27 protein-coding genes are annotated in these 21890 nt (G+C 72.3%); 11 read left to right on the top strand and 16 right to left on the bottom strand.

What is annotated here, in order from left to right:
* Positions 1 to 44 precede the first annotated feature (44 nt).
* The 3 genes from Pma05_RS07810 to Pma05_RS07800 form a co-directional block, all read right to left on the bottom strand.
* Positions 45 to 554 carry an ATPase gene (locus Pma05_RS07810; protein WP_372441438.1) on the bottom strand — a complete coding sequence of 170 codons (510 nt, stop codon included), beginning with the start codon at positions 552 to 554 and terminating at the stop codon, positions 45 to 47.
* Positions 555 to 655: 101 nt separating this feature from the next.
* Positions 656 to 1102: a response regulator gene (locus Pma05_RS07805; RefSeq protein ID WP_203856630.1), complete on the bottom strand. Its 447-nt coding sequence runs from the start codon at positions 1100 to 1102 to the stop codon at positions 656 to 658.
* A gap of 113 nt (positions 1103 to 1215) precedes the next feature.
* Complete coding sequence (locus Pma05_RS07800) at positions 1216 to 1560, bottom strand: STAS domain-containing protein (protein ID WP_203856629.1); 345 nt, start codon at positions 1558 to 1560, stop codon at positions 1216 to 1218.
* Between the two features lie 224 nt (positions 1561 to 1784).
* On the opposite strand from Pma05_RS07800, the gene Pma05_RS07795 reads away from it, so the two are divergent.
* Entirely contained in the window at positions 1785 to 2633 is an 849-nt protein-coding gene (locus Pma05_RS07795) for an aldo/keto reductase (RefSeq protein ID WP_203856628.1), read from the top strand.
* 156 nt (positions 2634 to 2789) lie between these two features.
* Here the strand turns inward: Pma05_RS07795 and Pma05_RS07790 are convergent, their stop codons facing one another.
* The gene (locus Pma05_RS07790; protein WP_203856627.1) at positions 2790 to 3101 is read right to left on the bottom strand and encodes a hypothetical protein; all 312 of its coding nucleotides are present in this window, start codon (positions 3099 to 3101) and stop codon (positions 2790 to 2792) included.
* Positions 3102 to 3394: 293 nt separating this feature from the next.
* On the opposite strand from Pma05_RS07790, the gene Pma05_RS07785 reads away from it, so the two are divergent.
* Positions 3395 to 4417, top strand: a complete 1023-nt coding sequence (locus Pma05_RS07785; RefSeq protein WP_203856626.1) for a DUF2267 domain-containing protein — start codon at positions 3395 to 3397, stop codon at positions 4415 to 4417.
* A gap of 115 nt (positions 4418 to 4532) precedes the next feature.
* Here the strand turns inward: Pma05_RS07785 and Pma05_RS07780 are convergent, their stop codons facing one another.
* A complete protein-coding gene (locus Pma05_RS07780) occupies positions 4533 to 5831 on the bottom strand; it encodes an NAD(P)/FAD-dependent oxidoreductase (protein WP_203856625.1) in 1299 nt (432 codons plus the stop codon).
* Between the two features lie 196 nt (positions 5832 to 6027).
* On the opposite strand from Pma05_RS07780, the gene Pma05_RS07775 reads away from it, so the two are divergent.
* A complete protein-coding gene (locus Pma05_RS07775; protein ID WP_203856624.1) occupies positions 6028 to 7485 on the top strand; it encodes a M20/M25/M40 family metallo-hydrolase in 1458 nt (485 codons plus the stop codon).
* Positions 7486 to 7600: 115 nt separating this feature from the next.
* Here Pma05_RS07775 and Pma05_RS07770 read toward each other — a convergent pair whose 3' ends face one another.
* On the bottom strand, positions 7601 to 8077 hold the full coding sequence (locus tag Pma05_RS07770; RefSeq protein WP_203856623.1) for a hypothetical protein: 477 nt from the start codon (positions 8075 to 8077) through the stop codon (positions 7601 to 7603).
* 205 nt (positions 8078 to 8282) lie between these two features.
* Here Pma05_RS07770 and Pma05_RS07765 point away from each other — a divergent pair, with 205 nt between their 5' ends.
* Genes Pma05_RS07765 through Pma05_RS07755 form a run of 3 tightly spaced genes read left to right on the top strand, consistent with a single transcriptional unit; the run spans position 8283 to position 9290 of the window.
* Positions 8283 to 8609 carry a PadR family transcriptional regulator gene (locus Pma05_RS07765; RefSeq protein WP_203856622.1) on the top strand — a complete coding sequence of 109 codons (327 nt, stop codon included), beginning with the start codon at positions 8283 to 8285 and terminating at the stop codon, positions 8607 to 8609.
* Positions 8606 to 8962, top strand: coding sequence for a DUF1048 domain-containing protein (locus tag Pma05_RS07760; RefSeq protein WP_203856621.1), 357 nt, complete (start codon positions 8606 to 8608; stop codon positions 8960 to 8962). The genes Pma05_RS07765 and Pma05_RS07760 overlap by 4 nt, the downstream gene beginning before the upstream one ends.
* A gap of 1 nt (position 8963) precedes the next feature.
* The gene (locus Pma05_RS07755; RefSeq protein WP_203856620.1) at positions 8964 to 9290 is read left to right on the top strand and encodes a DUF1048 domain-containing protein; all 327 of its coding nucleotides are present in this window, start codon (positions 8964 to 8966) and stop codon (positions 9288 to 9290) included.
* A 116-nt stretch (positions 9291 to 9406) separates the two neighbouring features.
* On the opposite strand, the gene Pma05_RS07750 is transcribed toward Pma05_RS07755, so the two are convergent.
* Positions 9407 to 10342, bottom strand: coding sequence for an aminoglycoside phosphotransferase family protein (locus Pma05_RS07750; RefSeq protein WP_239311889.1), 936 nt, complete (start codon positions 10340 to 10342; stop codon positions 9407 to 9409).
* 133 nt (positions 10343 to 10475) lie between these two features.
* Here Pma05_RS07750 and Pma05_RS07745 point away from each other — a divergent pair, with 133 nt between their 5' ends.
* Together Pma05_RS07745 and Pma05_RS07740 are read left to right on the top strand one after the other, a co-directional pair.
* The gene (locus tag Pma05_RS07745) at positions 10476 to 11516 is read left to right on the top strand and encodes an LLM class flavin-dependent oxidoreductase (RefSeq protein ID WP_239311886.1); all 1041 of its coding nucleotides are present in this window, start codon (positions 10476 to 10478) and stop codon (positions 11514 to 11516) included.
* A gap of 2 nt (positions 11517 to 11518) precedes the next feature.
* Positions 11519 to 12385: a hypothetical protein gene (locus Pma05_RS07740; protein WP_203856618.1), complete on the top strand. Its 867-nt coding sequence runs from the start codon at positions 11519 to 11521 to the stop codon at positions 12383 to 12385.
* Positions 12386 to 12431: 46 nt separating this feature from the next.
* On the opposite strand, the gene Pma05_RS07735 is transcribed toward Pma05_RS07740, so the two are convergent.
* The 3 genes from Pma05_RS07735 to Pma05_RS07725 all read right to left on the bottom strand — a co-directional run bounded on the left by Pma05_RS07735 (position 12432) and on the right by Pma05_RS07725 (position 14109).
* The gene (locus Pma05_RS07735; protein ID WP_239311884.1) at positions 12432 to 12968 is read right to left on the bottom strand and encodes an isochorismatase family protein; all 537 of its coding nucleotides are present in this window, start codon (positions 12966 to 12968) and stop codon (positions 12432 to 12434) included.
* 143 nt (positions 12969 to 13111) lie between these two features.
* On the bottom strand, positions 13112 to 13306 hold the full coding sequence (locus tag Pma05_RS07730) for a DUF397 domain-containing protein (RefSeq protein ID WP_203856733.1): 195 nt from the start codon (positions 13304 to 13306) through the stop codon (positions 13112 to 13114).
* Positions 13303 to 14109 (bottom strand): helix-turn-helix domain-containing protein, encoded by an 807-nt coding sequence (locus tag Pma05_RS07725; RefSeq protein ID WP_239311882.1) that lies wholly within the window; start codon positions 14107 to 14109, stop codon positions 13303 to 13305. Before Pma05_RS07725 ends, Pma05_RS07730 begins: the two co-directional genes overlap by 4 nt.
* A 231-nt stretch (positions 14110 to 14340) precedes the next feature.
* Between Pma05_RS07725 and Pma05_RS07720 the strand changes: the two genes are divergently transcribed.
* A complete protein-coding gene (locus Pma05_RS07720) occupies positions 14341 to 14664 on the top strand; it encodes a hypothetical protein (RefSeq protein ID WP_203856617.1) in 324 nt (107 codons plus the stop codon).
* The gene (locus Pma05_RS07715) at positions 14661 to 14933 is read left to right on the top strand and encodes a hypothetical protein (protein ID WP_203856616.1); all 273 of its coding nucleotides are present in this window, start codon (positions 14661 to 14663) and stop codon (positions 14931 to 14933) included. Before Pma05_RS07720 ends, Pma05_RS07715 begins: the two co-directional genes overlap by 4 nt.
* Positions 14934 to 15267: 334 nt before the next feature.
* Here Pma05_RS07715 and Pma05_RS07710 read toward each other — a convergent pair whose 3' ends face one another.
* From Pma05_RS07710 to Pma05_RS07685, 6 genes are all read right to left on the bottom strand, one after another.
* Positions 15268 to 15786, bottom strand: coding sequence for a TrmH family RNA methyltransferase (locus Pma05_RS07710; RefSeq protein ID WP_203856615.1), 519 nt, complete (start codon positions 15784 to 15786; stop codon positions 15268 to 15270).
* Positions 15787 to 15982: 196 nt separating this feature from the next.
* A complete protein-coding gene (locus Pma05_RS07705; protein ID WP_239311880.1) occupies positions 15983 to 16708 on the bottom strand; it encodes a class I SAM-dependent methyltransferase in 726 nt (241 codons plus the stop codon).
* Between the two features lie 118 nt (positions 16709 to 16826).
* The gene (locus Pma05_RS07700; RefSeq protein WP_307836840.1) at positions 16827 to 17153 is read right to left on the bottom strand and encodes a DUF6510 family protein; all 327 of its coding nucleotides are present in this window, start codon (positions 17151 to 17153) and stop codon (positions 16827 to 16829) included.
* A gap of 22 nt (positions 17154 to 17175) precedes the next feature.
* The gene (locus tag Pma05_RS07695; protein ID WP_203856614.1) at positions 17176 to 17907 is read right to left on the bottom strand and encodes a ferredoxin reductase; all 732 of its coding nucleotides are present in this window, start codon (positions 17905 to 17907) and stop codon (positions 17176 to 17178) included.
* Positions 17907 to 18497: a molybdopterin-dependent oxidoreductase gene (locus Pma05_RS07690; RefSeq protein WP_203856730.1), complete on the bottom strand. Its 591-nt coding sequence runs from the start codon at positions 18495 to 18497 to the stop codon at positions 17907 to 17909. The genes Pma05_RS07695 and Pma05_RS07690 overlap by 1 nt, the downstream gene beginning before the upstream one ends.
* Positions 18498 to 18590: 93 nt before the next feature.
* Positions 18591 to 20441, bottom strand: coding sequence for a glycosyltransferase family 2 protein (locus Pma05_RS07685; protein WP_203856613.1), 1851 nt, complete (start codon positions 20439 to 20441; stop codon positions 18591 to 18593).
* 157 nt (positions 20442 to 20598) lie between these two features.
* Here Pma05_RS07685 and Pma05_RS07680 point away from each other — a divergent pair, with 157 nt between their 5' ends.
* Entirely contained in the window at positions 20599 to 21795 is a 1197-nt protein-coding gene (locus Pma05_RS07680; protein WP_203856612.1) for a CaiB/BaiF CoA transferase family protein, read from the top strand.
* Positions 21796 to 21890: the final 95 nt, after the last annotated feature.

The raw sequence follows: 21890 nt of genomic DNA, 5'->3' as shown, positions 1-21890 counted from the left end.
GCTCGGTGACGCGACTCGAATCCCGCCGCGACGGCGGGACCGGCTCAGGAGGCCGGGGCCGCCAGGGCGTCGCCCGGCGTCGCCATCCGGTCGGCCGCCATCCGGTCGGCGGCCAGTCGCTGTTCTCCCGGGACGGCGACGTCCCGCAGGATCTCGTCGGCCCGCTCGGCGCGGATCCGCCGCACGTGCAGCGCCGCCTCGAAGTCCCGCCGGGCCTGCACCGCCTCGGCGTAGACCTGGTCGCGTACCTGGCGGGCCTCCTCGCGGGCGGCCGCGAGGTCGGCCCGGGCCTGGGCCAGGATCTCGGCCGCCTCCCGCTCGGCGGTAAGCAGGACCTGGCGGGCGGCCGAGCCGGACCGGTCGGCGGAGACCGGTCGCACGGTCAGCAACTCGCCGAGCCGGGTGATCTCGGCCTGCAGCCGGGCCAGTTCGGGATTCGTTCGTGCGGCGGCGTCCGTCCGCACCGCCAACCGGGCCAGCCGCTCACCCAGATCTTCCAGGCAGCGGTCGACCTGCTGCTGGTCATAGCCTGTTTGCACGACGGAGAACTCCATGCTTCGCCCCCAGGAAGCCGATGTCACCTACCACCTGAAATCCTGGTCAATCGGCAGGGCCACCGAGGCGGATCCGGAAAATTCTTCAGCATTCGGCCCGCTCAGGGCTGTTTCGGCAGCACCACGATCTGCCCGAAGAACTCGTCGATCCGCCGGATCACGTCGTTGAAGTCGTCGAGGTCGATCGGCTTGGTGACGTACGCGTTGGCCCGCAGGTTGTAGCTGCCGAGGATGTCCGTGTCGGCGTTGGACGTGGTCAACACGACGATCGGGATGGTCCGCAGCCGGTCGTCGCTCTTGACCTTGTTGAGCACCTGCCGACCGTCCATCCGGGGCATGTTCAGGTCCAGCAGGATCATGTCCGGCCGGGGAGCCTCGCGGTGCCGCCCCTCCTGGCGCAGGAACTCCATCGCCTCCTGGCCGTCGCCCACCACGTCGATCGCCTTGGGTACCTCCGAGTCGGCCAACGCCTCCTCGATCATCAGTACGTCGCCCGGGTCGTCGTCGACGACCAGGATGCGTACAGGGGTCGGCTCGGCTGCGTCCACGGCATACCCGCCTCTGGTCGTTGGGATGGTGCGACGGCGACCCGCGTCACCAGCCTAGGGTGTGGTCTCCGGCAAGCTGTCGACCGTCGGCGCGAAGTGCGAACTCTAACGGATCAACGGTCACCCAATGCGGCCGGGTCATGCTGTTCCCGGTCATAACGGAGCAAGTCGTCCAGGCCGCTGATCCGCAACACCCGCTCGACCCGCCCGGTCGCACCGGTCAACCGGAGCCAGCCGCCCACCGCGCCCGCCCGGTCGTCGCCCCGGACGAACGCCGCCAGACCACTGGAGTCGCAGAAGGTCAGCTCCGCGAGGTCGACCAGCAGGCGGTGCTGCCCGTCGTCGACCAACCGGTCGATCTCCGCGCCGAGCTTCGGCGCGGCGGTGACGTCCAGTTCGCCCACCAGGTGGAGGCGCACCAGTTTGGAGTGCACCACATGCCTGACGGAGAAACCCACACCCGCCTCCGTACGCTCGGCAGCCGATACTTGCAGTCAGGCAAGTATACGCATGGGCTAGAGCTACCTCGAGGCCCGGTGCGGCCCGAGGGTACCGGTCCAGCGGTCCGGCCGCCGACCTCCCCCGCCCACCGCCCCGGCGAGGTCGGTTTGCCGGGGACGGCCGGGGGAAGGCGCCCACCGGCGGGCAACCGGGTACGGCCTGGTCGGGAAGGGGAGAACGGATGGCGGAGCGGGGCGTCCCCACGGTCACACTTCCGTCCGGCGAGGTGATTCCCGCGCTCGGCCAGGGCACCTGGGGAATGGCCGAGGACCCACGACGGCGGGACGACGAGATCGCCTCCCTCCGCACCGGAGTGGACGCCGGCCTCACCCTGGTCGACACCGCCGAGGTGTACGCCGACGGCGGCGCCGAGGAACTGGTCCGGGAGGCGCTCGGCGACCGGCGCGAGGAGGTCTTCCTGGTCAGCAAGGTCTCCTCGGAACACGCCACGGTCACCGGTACCGCCGACGCCTGCGCGCGCAGCCTGGAACGGCTCGGCACCGACCGGATCGACCTGTACCTGCTGCACCAGCGCGGCGACGCACCGCTGCCGGAGACGGTCGAGGCGTTCACCAGCCTGATCACCCAGGGACTGATCCGGCACTGGGGGGTGAGCAACTTCGACGTACCCGAGGTGGTCGAACTGGCCGCCATCCCGGGCGGTACCGCCGTGGAGACGGACCAGATCCCCTACAACCTGACCCGTCGGGGCGCCGAGTGGGACCTCCTGCCCCGCTGCCGCGCCGCCGGCCTGCCGATCATGGCGTACTCGCCGCTGGAGCGGGGCCGGATGCTCGGGCACCCGGCGCTGGCCAGGGTCGCAGAGCGGCACGACGCCACGCCCGGGCAGGTGGGACTGGCCTGGCTGCTCGGTCAGCACGGTGTCTGCACGGTGACCAAGGCGAGCAGTCCCGCGCACGTCCAGCAGAACCGGGCGGCCGTCGAGCTGACCCTCACCGAGCAGGACCTCGCCGAACTCGACCAGTCCTTTCCGGCACCCGGCGGCCCCCGTCCCCTCGAACTCCTCTGAACGAACGCGTCCCGCCGCCGGCCGGTCTACTCGGCCCGCCACCGAACCGGGCCGACGCCGTCGAACCGCTCGATGCGTCGAGCCACACATGCGTCGAGCCACTCGATGCGTCGAGCCGCTTGGCTGCCCGCCAGACAGGCAGCCGGAGGGTGACGCTCAGACGGCCTTCAGTCGGGCCGGCTGGCGGGTCGGCTCGACGCCCAACTCGTCGGGCCGGGCGGCGTCCTCGGGTGCGCCGCTGTCCGGCGGCTGGAACAGGTAGCGGACGAACTCGCCGCCCGTCTCGTTCTCCTCCGAGCCGGGCCACTGGCCGACGGCGTCCACCCCGATCACCTCCCGACCGCCCTCGTCGGTCTCCTCCAGCAGCGCCCAGAGCGACACCGGATAGCAACGGGTGGTGTCCGGGGCGAGCCGCCAGCGGGCGTACCAACCGGGCCGGGCGGGGACGATCTCGACGATCCGCTTCATGGTGACCCTCCTCCGGCGGCACGCGGGTCTCACGGGCCGACCCGATCATCGATGCCGGCCGGGTGAGGACTCCTCACCCCGGTCGGATGAGCTGTCCGTCGTCCGGGGCCACGATCCCGGCGCGTTTCGCCGATGCCGGCTCGGGAAGGCGGTTGATCGCGCCACGGGCGTACGGTCGGCCGGCGCACGTGGCCGGAGTCGGCCCGGCGGTGGGCGACACGCGGAGCGAGCCGAGGTGGGCCCGGATCGTACGACTCGGGGGCTCACGACGACGAGCGCAGCGAGGAGACGGCATGAGCGGGAAGCAGACGGAGGGCGACAACCAGCGGCGCCGTACCCTGGCCCGGCAGGCCCGTCAGCGGGGCCGGCGGCCGAGCGAGGTCGGCGCCACCCTCGGCGCGGACAAGCAACTGGAGAGCCTCGACCGGGGCCGCCGGGACGGTCCCGCGTCGGCCGGGCGCCGCAAGCCGAACGCCGAGCGGGGCGGTCCGGGCACCCCGCCGCCGAATCCGGTCGAGCGGCCCACCCCGACCCCGGACGAGTTGGTCGGCACGACGACGACCGACGTCGCCGTGATCGCGTACCGGGATCTCGTCTCCGACATCGGGCGCCGGGCCGGGGTCGACTTCGAACAGGCCCGCGCCGCCGCCGGAGCCACCGTGGTGGCGCTGGCCCGGGCGCTGGACAGCGACGACCGGGAGCGGCTGCTGGACGCCGTACCGAACCAGTTGCACGACGACGGCTCGCTGGCCGCCGGGAACCGGCGCCGCGACCTGGCCGGCTTCCTCGACGAGGTGGCCCGGCTGACCCACCGCAGCCCGGAACAGGCCCGCTACCAGGCGCAGGCGACCCTCAGCGCACTCGCCGCACAGGACAGCGGGCTGATCGACTCGCTGAACCTGCCGCCGGAGCTGCGGGACCTGCTCGGCCCGCCACCGGCCGGCGGCGGGCTGGTCGACCCGGCCGGCGCCACCGCCGCGCTGACCGACGACGAACTCCGGGACGCGCTGGCGACCCTCCCCTACTGGTCCGGCGACCGCCGCAGGCTGACCCGCAGCATCGAACTGCCGCCGGAGAACCTGGACCGGGTGCTCGGCCGGCTGGCCCGGCTGCGCCCGGAGACCGGCCGGGGGCCGACGGTCGGCCGCGAGTCGCCGCAGACGGCGGTACTCACCGTCCGGACCCGGTCACTGGACGCGGTGACCGCGCTGGACGTGGCGCTCGCGCACCAGATCGACGACGCGATCGACGAGGTCGGTGCCGGGATGGCCGCCCCGCCGCCGGAACGGTCGCCGGGGCCCCGCTTCGGCCCGTGACCCCGCCGCTGGCGAAGCTGGTCGGCGAACGCCGTCGGCTGGCACGAGGAGACCCGGCGCGCCCGGGAGGCGGCCCACCACTCGGCCCGATCCCCGTCGGGCTCGCTCGCCGCCGCTACCGTCGGGCCGGCAGTTCCGGGGAGGCGCTCTCCAGGGGTACGGCGTTCGCCGGCACCAGCCCGAGCTGGATCGCCTGTCGGGTGAACGCCGCGTCCAGCAGCCAGTCGGCGCTGACCCGAGCCCGGTTCGCCGGCATGGCGATCAGGTGGTACCCCCGGGTGACCGCCTTGGCCGGCAACCCGGACAGCGGCACGTGCACCGGGTTCGCCGCCGCGTCGGTGCCACCGAGATCCACCACGAACCCGAGGTCGTGGTGCCGGTACGGCCGCCGCCTGCCCTGCCCGTACGAGGCGGCGACGTTGTGCGCGGCCAGTTTCCCCTGCCGCTGGGCGTGCTGGGCGGTCATCGCCGTCGACTGGCCCGGCCGGGTCAGGTCGGGTACGGCGGCGGCGTCCCCGCAGGCGTAGACGTCGGGGAAGCCGGGCACGTTGAGGAACTCGTCGACCACCAGCCGCCCCTTCTCGGTCGGCAGTCCCAGATCGGCGACGAGCGGGTCGGGGCGGACGCCGACGCACCAGATCAGCGAGCGCGTCGGCACGTACTCGCCGTCGCTGAGCTTCACCCCGTCGGCCGTCGCTTCCTTGACCGTGGTGCCCATCCGGACGTCCACGCCCCGGGCGTCGAGTACCCGGCGGGCGGTCTCCGACATCCGCTGGTCGAGTTCCGGCAGTACCCGCTCGGCGAGGTCGAGCAGCATCCAGCGCGGCCGTACGTCGAGCCGGGGGTGCTGGGCGGCGAGCGCGTCGGTGAAGAGCTGGCCGTGCGCGGCCACCTCCGTACCGGTGTAGCCGGCGCCGACCACCACGAAGGTGGTCCGGGCGTCCCGCTCCGCCGGGTCGTCGGTCGCCTCGGCCAGCTCGATCTGGCAGACCACGTGGTCGTGCAGGTAGAGCGCCTCGGGCAGCCCCCGGAACCCGTGCGCGTGCTCGGTGACCCCGGGGATCGGCAGCAGTTTGTTGACGCTGCCGACCGAGATGATCAGCCGGTCGTAGTCGAGCTGCGCGGAGTCGCCCTCGGCGCCGGTGTAGTCGACCCGTTTCGCGGTCAGGTCGATGTGCTTCGCCTCGCCGATCACCACCCGGACCCCGTCCAGGGTGCCGGCGAGGGAGACCGAGACCCGGCTCGGCTCCAGGATCCCGGCCGCCACCTCGGGCAGCAACGGGAGGTAGAGGAAGAAGTCGGTCGGGTTCAGCAGCACGATCTCGGCCCGCCCGTTGGCGATCCGGGACAGGCTCTTCGCCGCGTGGTAGCCGGCGAACCCGGCCCCGACGATCACAACGCGCGGTTTGGTCATGAGAACGCCCGTTCCCGCACATCCGCCGGGCAAACCCACCAGTGGGCGTACCCGGCGGGGCGGGGGTGAACGGACGGGACCGGTCGGGAGGACGGCAGACCGGACAGGGGAGATGTCCCGCCCGGCATCCCCGCACCCCGAGGGCAACGATCATGCCCGTTGACAGCCGCAGCTCGCATTGATGACGATGCCTGTCATGACATCCCAGGGCTCCCGACGCGACGGGCCCACAAAGCCCACCCGCCGTACGTTCCTGTCCGCCGCCACCGTCACCGCGGCCGCCGCCACGGTCGCCGCACCGCTCGCCACCACGTCGGCCGCCTCCGCCACCACCACCGGCGGCGGCCCGTCCGGACCCGGTCGGCCGATCCGGCCCCAGTCACCCGACCGTGAGCTGCGGAAACTGCTCCGCGAGATCGACCAGCGCCGGATCGAGGCGATCGTCCGCCGGCTCGCCGAGTTCGGCACCCGGCACACGCTCTCCAGCCAGGACGACCCGGCCCGGGGGATCGGCGCCGCCCGGGACTGGATCTACGAGCAGCTACGGGGCTACGCCGCCCGGTCCGACGGACGGATGACGGTGGAGCTCCAGTCGTACATCCAGGAGCCGGCCTCCCGGATCCCGGTGCCGACCCGGATCACCAACGTCGTCGCCACGCTGCGCGGCGAGACCTCGCCGGAGCGGATCTACGTGGTCACCGGTCACTACGACTCCCGGTGCACCGACGTCATGGACGCCACCAGCGACGCCCCGGGCGCCGACGACGACGCCTCCGGGGTGGCGGTGGCGATGGAACTCGCCCGGATCATGGCGACCCGGCGTAGCGAGGCCACCATCGTCTTCGTCGCGGTGGCCGGCGAGGAGCAGGGCCTCTACGGTTCGGGATACCTGGCCCGGCAGTACAAGGCGGCGAACGCCGACGTGCAGGGCATGTTCAGCGACGACATCGTCGGGAGTTCGACGGCGGACGACGGCACCCGGGACCGGCGTACGCTGCGGCTCTTCGCCGAGGGCGTGCCGACGGCCGAGACGCCGGGCGAGGCGAACACCCGGCGCTCCGTCGGCGGCGAGAACGACTCGCCGAGCCGGCAACTCGCCCGGTACGTCAGCGACGTGGCGGACAACGACAGCACCGGGATGCGAGTTCGGGTGGTCTACCGCCGGGACCGCTACCTGCGCGGCAGCGACCACATCTCGTTCCTGGAGCAGGGCTACCCGGCCGGCCGGTTCACCGAGCCGAACGAGGACTTCGCGCACCAGCACCAGGACGTCCGGGTGGTCGACGGGAAGCAGTACGGCGACCTGCCCGAGTTCTGCGACTTCGAGTACATCAGCCGGGTGGCCAGGGTGAACGCGGCGGCGCTCTGGTCCCTGGCCCAGGCACCCGGTACGCCCAAGGGCGTCACCATCGTCACCTCGAACCTGACCAACGACACCGAACTGCGCTGGACCCGGGGTACCGAACCGGACCTGGCCGGTTACGAGGTCGTGTGGCGGGAGACCACCGCACCGGAGTGGACCCACGTGATCCCGGTCGGCGACGTCACCACGACCACCATCGACCTCTCCAAGGACAACGTCTTCTTCGGCGTACGGGCCGTCGACACCGCCGGGCACCGCAGCCCGGTGGCGTTCCCCCGCCCCGGTAGCTGAATACGGGGCGGCTGCCGACCGACCACCGTCGCCCGTCCCGCCCTGCCCGGTTGGTGCCCGGGCGGGGCGGGATCCCGCTCGGCGGTGACGTGCCCGGGGACGGGGACGGGACCGGTCACCACCAGGCGGTGCACTGGAACGGCGTCGCGTACGGGAAGGACTGGCCGCAGGCCTGGAACCGGTAGTTGGCGTTGCCGCTGGTGGTCTTCGCCGCGCTGGTCTTGGTGCTGCCGGTGGCGTCGACCAGGAACGGGCCGCACTGCACGTGGATGTTGGCGCCGCCGTCGAGGCTCCAGTTCAGCCACACCCGGTCGCGGGCGAAGGTGCCTCCGTCGATCATCGCCCAGCCGCGCTGTGCCCCGGCGACCGTACCGTAGTAGAGGCGGACGACCGGGCCGCCGGGCAGCGTCACCGGCGCGACGGCCTGGGTGCCGCGCAGGGTGTCCGGGATGTCGCGGAAGCCGTTCGCGCCGCGTTCGCAGTCGGCCGCCGTCCGGGGTGCGGGGGTGGCCGCGGCGGCCGACTGGGGCGCGGTGGCGAAGACCGCGACGAGCGAGGCCGCCAGTACGCCCACGATGGCTCGGGTTCTCATCAGGGATCCTCCTGTTCGGATGGGTTCCGCTGGCGAGAACGTATGCCGGACCGACTTCAATTCGGCTTCACCGACATCGATGCCACGCCCGAGCAACCACTCGACCCGCCACCCGGTACTCGGTACTACCGCATAGCGGTACTCGGTGCTACGATATAGCGGTACTCGGTGGTACGAGGTACCAGAGATCGAAGAGGAGCCACGAGTGGACGGCCTGACGGAGATGCTGAAGGGCACGCTCGAGGGCTGCGTGCTCGAAGTCATCGGCGGCGAGGAGACCTACGGGTACGCCATCACGCGTCGACTGAACGAACTCGGCTTCGCCGACGTCATCGAGGGGACGGTGTACACCATCCTGCTGCGACTGGAGCGGAACGGACTCGTCCAGGTGACGAAACGACCGTCCGAGGTGGGCCCGCCGCGCAAGTTCTACGCGCTCAACGACGCCGGACGCGAGGAACTCGCGACGTTCTGGACGAAATGGCAGTACGTCTCATCGCGCATCGACAGGCTCAGGGAGGGTGGGAGATGAACTTCTGGGAGACCATCACCGGCAGCGATCTCACCAGGGATTGGAAGGCGTTCGAAGCTCGGGCAGCGGCATTGCCGGCCGACTACCGGGCGGCGTGGGAACAGATCAAGAGCAACCTCTTCCCCTACGGGAGCCTCACCGGCCGCAACCTGATGCCGATCGTCGACGCCGCCCTCGGGCTGCTCGAAGAAGCATCGGCCGACGGGCAGAGCATCCACGAGGTGTTCGGCGACGACATCCCCGGCTTCTGTACGGCGTTGGCCGGCGGCACGGGGGCCCGCACCTATCGCGACCGGTGGCGCGAGCAGTTGAACCGGAACGTCGCGAGGAAATTGAGCCGGCTGGGAGGCTGACGTGGGCATCCAGGACATCATCGAGGGCAAGAAGCAGTGGCGGGCGCACGTGGCTCGGGTCAAGGCGCTCCCGCCGGACTACCGGATCGTCTACCAGGAGATGCAGAAATACCTGTTCAAGGTCGGACCGATCGACCTGCCGGACGGGGGCCTGCTCCCCGGGATCGTCGACTTCTTCGAGGAGGGCGTCGCGGCCGGTAAGGGGGTTCTGGAACTGATCGGCAACGACGTCGCCGCCTTCTGCGACGACCTGGTCAAGGACTCGCGCACCTACGCGGACGTCTATCAGGAGTCCATCAGCGGGAAGCCCGGCACGGACGAGAAGTAACACCCGTCGTCATCATGCCAGCGGGCCTTAAGCCCACCCGACGCCTGGCGAGCTGAGCACCTTGGCCCCGTGCTGGACCGCATCACCGTCCCGACGCGCCCGAACCGCTGTCGGCGTCAGCGTCGGGTGTCGGCATCGGCATCGGCATCGGCATCGGCATCGGCATCGGCATCGGCGAGAACCTCGTCGATGGTGTGCCGGGCCTCGGCCGCGTACCCCGGTGCTCGGTCCTGGTAGTAGGGCAGCGCGATGAGCGCGATCGACAGTGCCCGGCCCCGGGCCCGCCGCCAGGTGGCGTCGTCGGCGTCGACCGCCGCCCGGAACGTGTACCGGGCACCGGAGGGCAGCAGGTTCCAGGCGACGATCAGGTCGCAGGCCGGGTCGCCGACGCCCACGGTGGCGAAGTCGATGACGGCGCTGAGCCGGCCGTCCACGGTGAGCAGGTTGCCCGGCAACAGGTCGGCGTGCACCCAGGTCGGCGGGCCCGCCCACGGCGGGGCGTGCAGGGCGTCGTCCCAGGCGGCGGTTGCCGCGTCGGGGTCGATGGTCCCCCGCAACTGGGCGATGGCGTTCCGGGTGTGCACGTCCAGTGCCGCCAACGGCCCGCCCCGGTACGCCGCCGGTCCGTCCGGCAGCCGGACGGACCGGAACGCCCGGACGAGGCCGGCCAGGTCGGTGGCGAGGTCGTCCGCCAGGGTGAGCTTCCCGGGGACCGGGTTGGTGCCGGGGAGCCAGCGCAGCACCGACCAGGTCCACGGGTACCCCTCGGCGGGCTGCCCCACCGCCAGCGGGGCCGGCACGGCGACCGGCAGGTACTGCGCCAACCGCCGTAGCCAGCGGTGCTCCTCGACCTCCTCGCCCGCCGCCCACGGCACCCGGCACAGCCGCACCACCAGATCCGGCCCGAGCCGGAACAGCGCGTTGACGGTGCCGGTCGCGGTCACGGGACGTACGGGAAGGTCCGCCCACTCGGGGAACTGCCCGGCTAGCAGCCGGGCGACCAGCTCCGCCGAGATGTCGATCTCGTCTTCGTGCATCTTCGGAACGGGCAATACACTCTCCTGATCAAGGGGCAGACTTGCGGCAGCATCGCCGATGCGCGGGCACCGGGGCAACCGAGTTCGGGCGGCCTCCCGCCGTCACGTCGACGCTCCAGGTGACCCGCGCGGGACCGGAGGAGGAGCCTTGCCGCCGACCTCGAAGCCCCTACGCAAGCTGGGCTTCCTCACCATCGGGCTGTTCGACGGCGCCGATCCGCGCCGGGGCCACGAGACGACCCTCGACATCATCGCGCTCGGCGAGCGACTGGGCTTCGACAGTGCCTGGGTACGGCACCGCCACCTCCAGTACGGAATCTCGTCCCCGGTCGCCGTCCTGGCGGCGGCGTCGCAGCGGACCAGCCGGATCGAGTTGGGCACCGCCGTCATCCCGCTCGGTTGGGAGAACCCGCTGCGCCTGGCCGAGGATCTGGCCACCGTCGACATCCTCTCCGGGGGCCGACTCAACCCGGGCGTCAGCATCGGCCCGCCGATGCACTACGACCGGGTGAAGCAGGCGCTCTATCCCGAGACCGCCGACGTCGAGGACTTCAGCTATGAGAGGGTACGCCGGCTGCTCGACGCCGTCCGGGGCGAAGCGGTCACCGACTTCGGCGGGGTCGAGGGCTTCGAGGTCTACTCCGACCGGGTCCAGCCGCACGCCGAGGGCCTCGGCCAGCGGATGTGGTACGGCGGCGGGAGCCTGCGCTCCGCCCGATGGGCCGGCGAGCACGGGATGAACTTCCTGACCAGCAGCGTCGTGAAGGCAGAGGAGTCCGAGGACTTCGCCGAGATCCAGCTCTCGCACATCCGTACCTTCCGGTCCCACCACCCCGACGGCGACCGGGCCCGGGTCTCCCAGGGGCTCGTCGTGATCCCGACCGACAGCGCGTCGCCGGAGCAACGCACGAAATACCAGGAGTACGCCCGGAAGCGCGCCCCCCGCACCGCCACCCCGCAGGGGCCGGCCCGGATGATGTTCGCGCCCGACCTCGTCGGCAGCTCTGCGGAGATCGCCGAGCGGCTGCACGCGCACCCCGCGTTCCAGCAGGTCGACGAGGTCGCCTTCGCGCTGCCGTTCACCTTCGCGCACGACGACTACGTGCAGATCCTCACCGACATGGCGACCCGGCTCGGCCCGGCCCTCGGCTGGCGCCCGACGACGGCGCCCGGACAGCCGGCGGGGTAGGTATGACCGGCGACAGCACGGAAGCCCGCCCCGGCCTGGCACCCGGTGCCCGCTCTCCGGTGGGCACCATGTTCGCGGCACTCTACGGGGAGTTGACGCCGCACCCGTGGCGGGACCCGGCCCGCGACCGGGACGCGTATGCGCTGTTCTACGACCGGTCGCTCGCGATGGACTGGCTCGACGACGTGGGCGGGGTCGTCCTGATCACCGACGCAGGCATCAAGGAGCGGGCGACCGGGGCGCCGGGCCTGTGGGGCATGAACGACGCCGGGCAGGACCACCCGCTCGCCGCTCCCGACGCGTCCCTGGTCGCCTGGTTCCAGGTCGGGGTCGAGCCGCTGCCCGCCGACCGGCCGCTGCCGGTGCAGCCGTTCCTGCGCTGTGCCGGTGACGTGGCGGCCCGGATCGGCGCCCTGGACCTGCGGGCGGTGCAGGTGTTGCTACCGGTGCAGGGCCTCGACCCCTCGTCGTCGCCTCCGGAGTACGCCGGGATGCCGTCGCTTCGCACGGCCGGCTGGTTCGGCGACGCTGACCCACGGTCGCGTACGCCGGTCCGGGTCACCCTGGACAGCGGCCGGGCGCCGTCCATCACCTCGGCGGCACCGCTGATCCGGGAGCGGATCGGCGGGCTGGAGCAGGACGTGTTCGAGTGCGAGTCGTACTCCCTGGCCGATCACGACCCGTTGGCGACGGCACCGCCGTTCGACGACAGATCCTGGAACGGCCCGTCCCGGCATCGGGCGACCTTCCACGGGACGCTCGCCGAGTGGTCGCTCGACACGCTCGGCTGGCTGGGCGGCTTCCTCGCCGACCTGAGCGCCGGCCAGGGGGTCAGTACCCCGCTGCTGCTCACCGCCACCCGGTCGTAGTCGGGTCGCTCGCGAGTTCGGGCGCGGCCGGGCACCCCGTTGATGCTCAGCCGAGCCGGCGCAGGACCTCGTCGGTGGTGAGAACCTCACCGAACCGTGGAAAGGTAACCGTCAGGGCGTGGTTGTGTTCCAGGGTTGTCACGCCGCTCATCGCGTCGGAAGCGAACACCAACTCGAAGCCGTGGTCGGACGCGGCCCGAGCAGTCGATTCGACTCCCATCGTTGTCGCCAGCCCAGCCATTACCACAGTTTTGATTCCCCGCTGCCGCAACTGCTCGACCAGACCGGTGCCGTAGAACGCGCCGATCGTGCGCTTGACGACGGTGATGTCGCCCGCCTGTGGCTGCATGTCGGGGACGAATCCGCTGCCCGGCGGCTGCTCGGTGACTCCCGGCCGTTCGACCCGCACGAGGACCACCGTGCCGCCCGCCTGGCGGAACGCGGCGGACAGGCGTACGGCCCGTTTCACCACACTGGCTCCGTCGTGCGGACCCATGTCCTGCTCGACGATGCGCGGCATGAGATCCACGACGATCAGCGCCGTGCGCCGTGCGGCAGGTGGTTCCGTAAGGGGCACATTCACCGTGCGATCCTAACAACGCGCGGCCGTGGTTCGACGACTGGTCGACATGCGTACGGCCATTGGCCCGCCGCCCTGGGAGGTACGGGAGGCGGGCCAATGGGCCGTCTCGTATCGGTGCCGATCGAACGCCCGCGTCGAACCGGCTACTCGACCGGGTTGATCCGCCTGGCGAGATCGACGAACGCCTGCCAGCCCGCCGGTTCAAAGGTCAGCGTGCCGCCGTCACGATCCTTGGTGTCCCGAACCAGGACAACGCCGGGGAGGTTGTCGGCCACCTCCACACACGCGCCGCCGTTGGAGGTCGAGCGGGTCGACTTCCGCCACTGTGCGCTGGTCACGTCCATGACTTGGTCACTTCCTTCAGGAGATCCAGGGTCTGCGCACGGGGAAGTGCCTCGCCCTGTACGGCATCCCACGACACACCCAGGCTAGCAACGTCCTCGCCGCGAGTGACCACCTGCGCCGTGAGCTGGTTATCCACGTAACCGACTCGGCTGTTGTCAGGCATGTCCGCAAGGATGAAGCCGCCGGCCATCCCCGAGTAGAGGCCAAGGGTTGTCGGCACGAGATGCAGGGTGACGTTCGGGCGCCCGGCCAGGTTCAACAGGTGCTCCACCTGCTCGGCCATCACGTGCCGGCTGCCACAAAGACGGCGGACCACCATCTCGTCCAACACGACGAAGATCTGCGGCGGGGAATCACGGTCGAGGATGGCCTGACGCTCCATCCGGGACGCCACTCGCTGTTCGACCTGAGCGGCAGTCAGCCGGCCGATAGCAAGCGCCGCGCGAGCGTACGCCTCGGTTTGGAAGAGGCCGGGGACGAAGGCCGGCTCGTACCAGCGCAGCGTGCGGGCATCCCGCTCGTACTCCAGCCATTCGCGCAGCCAGACCGGCGCGGCGTCGTCCTTGACCAGTTCCTCCCAGAGCCTCTCGAAGTAGCCGCCGGTCTCCAGCGCACTGTCCACCAGGCGCAGGTGTTTGATGGTGACCGGCGTGGTGCCGGTCTCGATGGCGGAGATCTGCGAATTCGAGCAGAAACATTTGGCGGCCAATGCTTCCTGGGTCACGTCGGCGAACGTGCGGCGCCGTCGCAGTTCGCGGAGCAGAAACTCCGAAGGTGAGATGCCCACCCTTTCCACGCCCTTCCAAGGTCGTTCCTGCGATTCCAGGCTGATTCGAAAGTCCGCCTCCTGCTCCGAAATGCAGCCCGTCCACTGTCGCCGGTAAGCATGCCACAACAGACTGTGATCAGCGGGACCGCTCAGGACCGGCCCGACCGCCAGGGCGGAACCGAGGGGGTCACTCCACTTCCCCCGCAGCGGAGTGGCCCCCATCCACCCAGCGGAGGGACCGAGCAGGAGGAGGGCGTGATGGCGAGGAGAGATCGGCCCGACGCGACACCACTGGTCGTACGGCACCGGCGGGACTGGCGCCGCTGGTGGCGGTACTGCCGGTGCGGGCTCTGCTGGCGGTGCTGCCCGGACCGGGGGCGCTCGGTGCTCGTACACCTGGTTCTGCGCAGGCCCGACGCTCCGCCGCAGCTCGCGTCGGTCGGCGGACCTCCACCCCGTCCGCTCCCCCGCAACCACAACAGCCGGTTCGGTCTGAACGCGCCGACGCTGATCGACGCCGAGACCGGGTACGGGTCGGGCCAGCGGCGGCGCGGGCGGCGGGCCGAGCTGAGCGGCCGATGACCGGCGCCGCGCCGCACCCGGGCCCACACACGCCGCTGCGTCCACTCTGGCTCTGCCGCACCGACGGGCAACCGTGGCCGTGTGGGCCCGCGCGGCTCGCCCTGACCAGGGAGTACGCCGGTCAGCCGAGCGCGCTGACCATCCACCTCGGCACCTCGCTGGCGACGGCGTTCCGGGACCTGCACGCGCTCAACCCGAGCACCGCCCCGGAGGCACACGCGCTGAGCAGGCGGTTCCTCGGCTGGGTCCGCGTCTCCCCCGTGACCTGACATCCGCCCCCGGCCGGGAGGGCGCCGATGCGGAGATGCCGGCGGCAACCGGCACGCATCGGCGCCCTCCAGACACGTTCCGGATACCGCTGCATATTCCGGCTACGCCCGCACATGGGATTTGGCGCTGCCGCGCCACGACTGGCGGGGAACCGACAGCGGCCGGGGCGGCCGGAATCGCACACCCCGGGGCACACATCGAACCACCCCGATTGGAGGCACGATGCGACTCCGTCCCCGCATCCTCGCCACCGCCCTGGTCGCCGCGTTGCTGGCCACCGTCCTGGGCCCGCCCGCGCTCACCACTGATGAACCGACCCCGCCATGCTCACAGTCAGGTCAGGCCGGCGAGCTTGTAGAGGACCAGAGAGCCGGCTACGGCGACGTTCAGGCTCAGCCCAGTGCCGACCATCGGGATCTCCACCGCCGCGTCGAGGCTGTCCAGCGCCTCCGCCGGGATGCCGGTCGCCTCGTGCCCGAGCACGACGATGGTACGGCGCCGGGCCATCGGCAGGTCGGCGAGCCGGACCGCCTCGTCGGTCAACTCGACGCCGAGCACCTGGGCACCCGACGCCCGCTCCGCCGCCAGCCACCGCACCGGATCACCGACCCGGTGTACGCAACTCGGCTGGCGCAGCGTGTTTCCGCGCGCCAGCGCCTCGTCGACCCACCGCCACGGCGGTACGGCCAGACAGGCGCCAACCGCGTCACAGGTACGCAGTAGCGTGCCGAGGTTGGCCTGGTGCATCGGCCACAGGGGTGCCGCGACGAGGTGGCCCCAGCAGCGGTGGGCCCGGCGACGGCGGGCGGCGGCGAGTTCACGACGGGGACGGACCCGGATCGCCGGGCTCATCGGAGGACGGCGACTCCGCCGCAGGAAATGGCGATCATTCGAGGTGTGCTTCTCGGCGCACACGGGCCATCGACGGGGAAGCGTTCGCCCCAGTGTAGCGGCCCGACCGCCGGCCCGACTCCCGGATGATGCCGGGCCACCCATGTCCACACCGCTTCCGCCCGGCACCGGACAGCAGCCGAGACCGGTCCGCCGGTCACCGGCCGAGCACGAAATATCCGAGACCCAGCAGTCCACGGTAGACGGTCACGTACTCCCGCAGTCGGGCGTCGAGTTCCTCGCGTACGCCGGCAGCCCGGGGATCGTCCGGGTGCGCCAGCAGCCACTCCTCGCGGCCGGCCCGCCAGGTGCTCTCGAAGTCGTCCCACTCGCGCTGGTCGGTGGTGGAGAGGTGCAGCACCCGCCAGCCGGTGCCACGGATCAGCTCCACCAGGTCGGGCAGGCTGAGCACGTCGGCGCCGAAGATCTCGACCGCCTCGGCCGAGGGCGTCCGCTCCCAGAAGCCGTCGCCGAAGAGCAGCCGGCCACCGGGCCGGACCAGGTCGGCGAGGACCGCCAGCCCGGCCGCCGCCCCGCCGAGGGCGTGTGCCGAGCCGAGGCAGATCACCCGGTCGGCCGGTTGGCGCCAGGTGGCCGCCGCCTGGCGTACGAAGCTGACCTGCCCGATGCCCCGCTCCTTCGCCGCCCGCCGGCCCCGGTCCAGGGCGTCGGCGTCGGTGTCCACGCCGACGCCGAGCGCCGGGTCGCCACCGGCGACGGCCCGCAGCAGCAACTCGCCCCAGCCGCAGCCGAGGTCGAGCACGGACCCACCGGCCGGGATGTCGAGCCGCCCCAGCAGCAGGTCGGCGTGTTCCTCCGACAGCGGCGTGTTCCAGCGCATCCGGGCGTAACGGTGGCTGGCGGGATCGTCGACGGGAAGCACCGGCCGAGTGTGCCAGCCGATGATCGTCACCGCATCCGGTTTGTCCCGCTGGTCCGGACGCCGGCCGAGCGCGGTCGGGCCGAGCGGCGGCTACACCCGGGGCGGGGCTCGGCGGCGGCTACATCGCGGTCGGGCCGGGCATCATGGCCGGCTCGGCCGGCATCGGGATCTGCACGAAGGTCGAGCCGCGCAGGTCCAGCCAGGCGCTGGTCGGGGTACGTACCAGCCGGAGCATCACTTCCTCGCAGGCCGGACAGCGGGCGACCACCCCGGGTGCGTTCGAGTAGACCCGCAACCCGGCCATCGGGCTGGTCTGGCCGCAGGAGGCGCACCGGCCGGTCGCCGTGGTCAGGTCCACCGCGAACACGTCCCGCATCGGCCCCGCCAGTACGTTGCCGTCCAGGTAGTCCATCCGCCCCTGGTCGGGTCGAAGCTGCTCGGTCATCTCGTCCTCCAGGAAGTCGCGTTCAGCCGGTCGGACCGAACCGTTCGGTCTTGATCCGCCGGGGCTCGTGCCCGAGCGCGACCAGGATGTCGGAGACCGCCTCGACGAAACCGGTCGGACCGCAGACGAAGTTGACCGGTTCGAGCTGTGCCGGCCAGCCGTGGGTGTTGACGTCGGCGACCGCGACCCGGTGTGCCTGGGCGGATAGCCCTTCCGGCACCTCGCGGGTGTAGACGTAGGCGACGTCGAGACCCCGGTCGTCCCGGGCACGCCGGCGCAGTTCGTCGGCGAAGTAGACGTCCCGCTCCGAGCGGACCGAGTAGATCAGCCGGAACGGTACCCGGCTGTCGGCCTCCCGGCGGGCCCGGATCATCGCCATCAGCGGCGCGACGCCCGAGCCGCCGCCGACCAGCAGCACCGGCGCGGGGTCAGTCGCCCGCCAGACGAAGTAGCCGCCGACCGGGCCGCGCACCTCGATCTGGTCGCCGACCGAGAGCCCTTCCAGCAGGTACGGCGAGACCTCGCCGTCCGGTACCCGCTGGACGGTGACCTCGACCCGGTTGCCGTCGGCCGGCGCGGAGACCGAGTAGCTGCGCGCCGCCTGGTAGCCGTCCTCGGCTGTCAGCCGCAGGTCGACGTGCTGCCCGGGCAGGTGCCCCGGCCAGTCCGGCACCTCCAGCACCAGCGTGGCGGAGGTGGCGGTCTCGTCCCGGCGGTCGACCAGCCGGGCGACCCACCAGCCGGTCCGCTTCATCAGTCTCCCTGGTACCGCTGTTCGCGCCATGGGTCACCGTAATCGTGATAGCCGGCGGTCTCCCAGAAACCGGGCTCGTCGGTCAGGCCGAGGCGGATGCCGCGTACCCACTTGGCGGACTTCCAGAAATACAGGTGCGGCACCAGCAGCCGGGCCGGGCCACCGTGCTCGGCGGGCAGGTCGGCACCGTCGTACCGGTGCACCACCCAGGCCCGGCCGTCGCGCAGGTCATGCAGCGGCAGGTTGGTGGTGTAGCCGCCGTACGAGTGCACCAGCGCGTAGTCGGCCGTGGTGTCGACGCCGTCGAGCAGGGTGTCCAGGGAGACGCCCTGCCAGTTGGTGCCGAGCTTCGACCAGTGCGTCACGCAGTGGATGTCCACCGTCGGCGTCTCGTTGGGCAGCGCCCACATCTCGTCCCAGCTCCACCGGACCTCGGAGCCGGACTCGGTAGTGATCACGAACTCCCAGTCCGTCAGCGGCACCCGGGGGGTGGGGCCGGCGGAGAGCACGGGCCAGTCCTCGGTCAGATACTGCCCCGGCGGCAGGTTCGGCCCGGACGGCCGGCGCCGGCCCTGGAAGCCTGGTGACACGATGCCCACCCGCTAGTCCTACCACCTCCCGCCGCACCACAGGTTCCAACCGGGGATATCCGGCTGGCCCCGGGGCAGCGGGCGGGGCCGCCGTCAGGACCGGTCGGGTCGGGCGTTCGCCGATCCGCTCCGCTGGTCCGGGGCCGGCCGTCCGGGCGGTACGTCGACCTCGCCCAGCACCTCGGCAGGCAGTCCGGGCCAGTACGCGGAGGCGGTGTCGAGGAAGTAGTCCTCGCCCGGGTCCCAGGTGTGCCCGGTGGCCCGCCGGTGGTAGACGTAACCGAGCGGGTGGGTCCGGTAGATGTCGCCGCCGTTCCGGCGTACCCGGTCCAACAGTCCTAGGTCGACGGACCGGGGTACCGGCCGCCAGCCGCCGACCGCCTCCAGGTCGCCCCGGGCGATCAGGATCGTGCCGCCGGCCACCACCTGGCAGTCGGACTCGGCGGTGCCGGACGGCCGGCGCAGCGTCACGCCCCGGGTCTCCAGGTGCACGAACTCGGACCCCTTGCCCACCAGGGTCGCCCCGGAGTAGTGCCGGGCCAGCACCAGGTCCCAGACGTGTTCGGCGGCGTAGCTGTCGTCGTCGTCGAACTTGCTGACCAGGCTGCCCCGGGCCCGCCGGGTCGCGGCACCGAGCGCCGCACCGAAACTGGCGGCACCCGGCACCCGGACGATCTCGTACGGGCGGCCGGAGTCGGCCAGCGTGGCCCGGACCGGTTCCGGCAGCTCGACGCCGTGCAGGCAGAGCACGATCTCCAGCTCCGGGTAGGTCTGCGCGACCAGCATCCGGACCGCCTCCGGCAGCCGTTCGGGGCGCCGGGTCGACAGGATCGCGCTGACCGACGGTACCGGGCCGAGCTGCGGGAACACCGCCGAGGCGAGCCGGGGCAGGGCGAACGCGGTGGCGTGCCCGCGCAGCGCCGCCCGCCGCTGCCGGACGCTGCGCGCCTCCAGGGCCAGCCCGCCGCCGTCGGGTACCGGGGCGGTCAGCAGGGCCCGCAACTCCGGCGCGATCAGCCCGGCGACCCGCTCCGGCAGCGCCGGGACGGCGAGCACCGCACCGGTCATCGCGATCTGGACCAGCAGCGCCGCCACCGCCAGCGGCTCGGCGTCGGGGAGCTCCGGGCAGTCGACCACGCCGGTCCGGCGCAACGTGCCGAGCACCGGCGCGGTCACTCCGGGGCCGTCCAGCGGGTACGCCCCGGCGCCGGGGTGGCGCGCGGCCGGGACGAAGTCGAGGCGTACCCGGGGAGCGTCCGGCTGGTAGCAGTCGGGCCGCCGGCCGCGCGGGTTGACCCGACACGCGTCGACCAGCACGGCCGGGGTGCCGTCCGGCGTCTGGATCCCGTGCTGGGTGGCCTGCCACTCGACCGCGTACGCCGGTGTGCCCGCCCGCACCCCGCCGCCGCCGGTCGCCCCGCGCAGCAGTACGTCGTGGGCCCGGATGTCGGGGCTGCCGACCAGCTCGCCGAGCAGCACCGTCCCGCCCGCCGACAGGTACGCCGGCAGCGTCCCGTGGCTGGTCAGGCTCGGTCCGGCCGGTGCCGGCAACGGCCGCCCCGGCACCAGCGCGTCCAGCGCCGCCCGCAGCACCTCGCGCAGTTGCGCCGGCCGGGACAGCCGGACGGTGACGACGGCGGTCCCCCGCCCCCGGCCGGGCAACGCCACCCGATGCCGGCACAGGTGATCCAGCGGCCCGATGCCGTTCGACCAGCCCCGCCGGGGCGCCCGCCAGTACGCCACCACGATCACCGCCCGCCTGGTCGGGTGCAGCGAGACGGGCCGGACCAGCAGGTCCCGGAGCCGGTCGGTCGAACCGGCGACGACCAGCACCCGGCGTACGCCCGGGATCCGCAGCACACGCAGGCCGACGAGGCGACCGAACCGTTCGGCCCGACCGGGTCGCGGAGCACCGAACAACCGCCAGTGATCGACCCGTTCCACCCCGTGACGATAAGCCCTGTCGCAACCGATCGACAGCAACCACGCGCCGCGCCGCGCCGACCGGATCCTCACGAGCGGGCCGTGCCTAGCGGGGCGTGGCGGGCGGGTGACGGCACCGTATGGACCTGGGTGGGGCGCGGTGTCCTATCGTGCAGGGATGATCACACCCCGGCCGGCCGGGGCCGGCCCGCTCACCGGCGTCCGGATCGTCGAACTGGCCGGCATCGGCCCCGCCCCCTTCGCCGCGATGGTCCTCGCCGACCTGGGCGCCGACGTGGTCCGGGTGGACCGGGTCGGCGAGGTCCGGCCGGACCGGGTCGGCGAGGTCCGGCCGGAACGGTTCGGCACCCCCCATCCCGACCTGCTGAACCGGGGCCGCCGGTCGCTCGCCGTCGACCTCAAGGCGCCGGCCGGCCGGCAGGTGGTACTCGACCTGGTCCGCTCCGCCGACGTGCTGGTCGAGGGTTTCCGGCCGGGCGTCACCGAGCGGCTCGGGCTGGGCCCGGACGACTGCCTGGCGGTGAACCCCCGACTGGTCTACGGCCGGATGACCGGCTGGGGGCAGGACGGCCCGAACGCCCGGTACGCCGGGCACGACATCGACTATCTTGCGCTGACCGGCGTACTGCACGGCATCGGCCGGTCCGGCGAGCGGCCGGTACCGCCGATGAACCTGGTCGGCGACTTCGGCGGCGGCGGAATGCTGCTGGCCCTCGGCGTGGTCTGCGCGCTCTTCGACATCCGGGGCGGCGGCACCGGGCAGGTGGTCGACGCGGCCATGGTGGACGGGGTGTCGCTGCTCGCCACGATGATCCACTCGATGCGCGGGATGGGCCGGTGGGGCGACGACCGTGGGGTGAACATCTTCGACGGCGGCGCCCCGTTCTACGACACCTACGAGTGCGCTGACGGGAAACACCTGGCGGTGGGCGCGGTGGAACCGCAGTTCTACGCCGAACTGGTCCGGTTGACCGGCTTTCCGCTGCCCCCCGACGAGGCGCTGGACCGGACCGATCCGGCGAACTGGCCGGCCCTGCACCGAGCCTGGGCCCGACTCTTCCGCACCCGTACCCGGGACGAGTGGGCCGCGCTGCTGGAGCACACCGACGCCTGCGCGGTGCCGGTACTCGACTGGCGGGAGGCGCCCCGGCACCCACACCTCGCCGCCCGGGAGGTCTTCGTCGTGCACGCCGGAGCCGAGCAGCCGGCCCCGGCACCCCGGTTCAGCCGTACGCCGGGGGCGATCCGCCGGCCGCCGCCACAGCCCGGCGAGCACACCGACGAACTGCTGGCCGAAATCGGCCTCGACGCCGACCGGATCAGCCAACTCCGAACCGCCGGCACCGTCGCCTGAGCCGACAATCCCGGCAACCGACAACCCGGCGGCCCGACTGACGGCTCGGCCAGCGGCGCCGGCAGCTCGGGCCGCTGGAAGACCAGCAGCGCGCA

Source organism: Plantactinospora mayteni, assembly GCF_016862935.1.
GTDB classification, from domain to species: domain Bacteria; phylum Actinomycetota; class Actinomycetes; order Mycobacteriales; family Micromonosporaceae; genus Plantactinospora; species Plantactinospora mayteni.
Note: the sequence above shows the minus strand (reverse complement) of the source record. Positions and strands in the feature narration are given on the sequence as shown.

Coding starts and splice junctions, on each gene's coding strand:
- Pma05_RS07810 (WP_372441438.1), bottom strand. CDS start 554: ATGGAGTTCTCCGTCGTGCAAACAGGCTATGACCAGCAGCAGGTCGAC.
- Pma05_RS07795 (WP_203856628.1), top strand. CDS start 1,785: ATGGCGGAGCGGGGCGTCCCCACGGTCACACTTCCGTCCGGCGAGGTG.
- Pma05_RS07790 (WP_203856627.1), bottom strand. CDS start 3,101: ATGAAGCGGATCGTCGAGATCGTCCCCGCCCGGCCCGGTTGGTACGCC.
- Pma05_RS07785 (WP_203856626.1), top strand. CDS start 3,395: ATGAGCGGGAAGCAGACGGAGGGCGACAACCAGCGGCGCCGTACCCTG.
- Pma05_RS07780 (WP_203856625.1), bottom strand. CDS start 5,831: ATGACCAAACCGCGCGTTGTGATCGTCGGGGCCGGGTTCGCCGGCTAC.
- Pma05_RS07775 (WP_203856624.1), top strand. CDS start 6,028: ATGACATCCCAGGGCTCCCGACGCGACGGGCCCACAAAGCCCACCCGC.
- Pma05_RS07770 (WP_203856623.1), bottom strand. CDS start 8,077: ATGAGAACCCGAGCCATCGTGGGCGTACTGGCGGCCTCGCTCGTCGCG.
- Pma05_RS07760 (WP_203856621.1), top strand. CDS start 8,606: ATGAACTTCTGGGAGACCATCACCGGCAGCGATCTCACCAGGGATTGG.
- Pma05_RS07740 (WP_203856618.1), top strand. CDS start 11,519: ATGACCGGCGACAGCACGGAAGCCCGCCCCGGCCTGGCACCCGGTGCC.
- Pma05_RS07720 (WP_203856617.1), top strand. CDS start 14,341: ATGGCGAGGAGAGATCGGCCCGACGCGACACCACTGGTCGTACGGCAC.
- Pma05_RS07715 (WP_203856616.1), top strand. CDS start 14,661: ATGACCGGCGCCGCGCCGCACCCGGGCCCACACACGCCGCTGCGTCCA.
- Pma05_RS07710 (WP_203856615.1), bottom strand. CDS start 15,786: ATGAGCCCGGCGATCCGGGTCCGTCCCCGTCGTGAACTCGCCGCCGCC.
- Pma05_RS07700 (WP_307836840.1), bottom strand. CDS start 17,153: ATGACCGAGCAGCTTCGACCCGACCAGGGGCGGATGGACTACCTGGAC.
- Pma05_RS07695 (WP_203856614.1), bottom strand. CDS start 17,907: ATGAAGCGGACCGGCTGGTGGGTCGCCCGGCTGGTCGACCGCCGGGAC.
- Pma05_RS07680 (WP_203856612.1), top strand. CDS start 20,599: ATGATCACACCCCGGCCGGCCGGGGCCGGCCCGCTCACCGGCGTCCGG.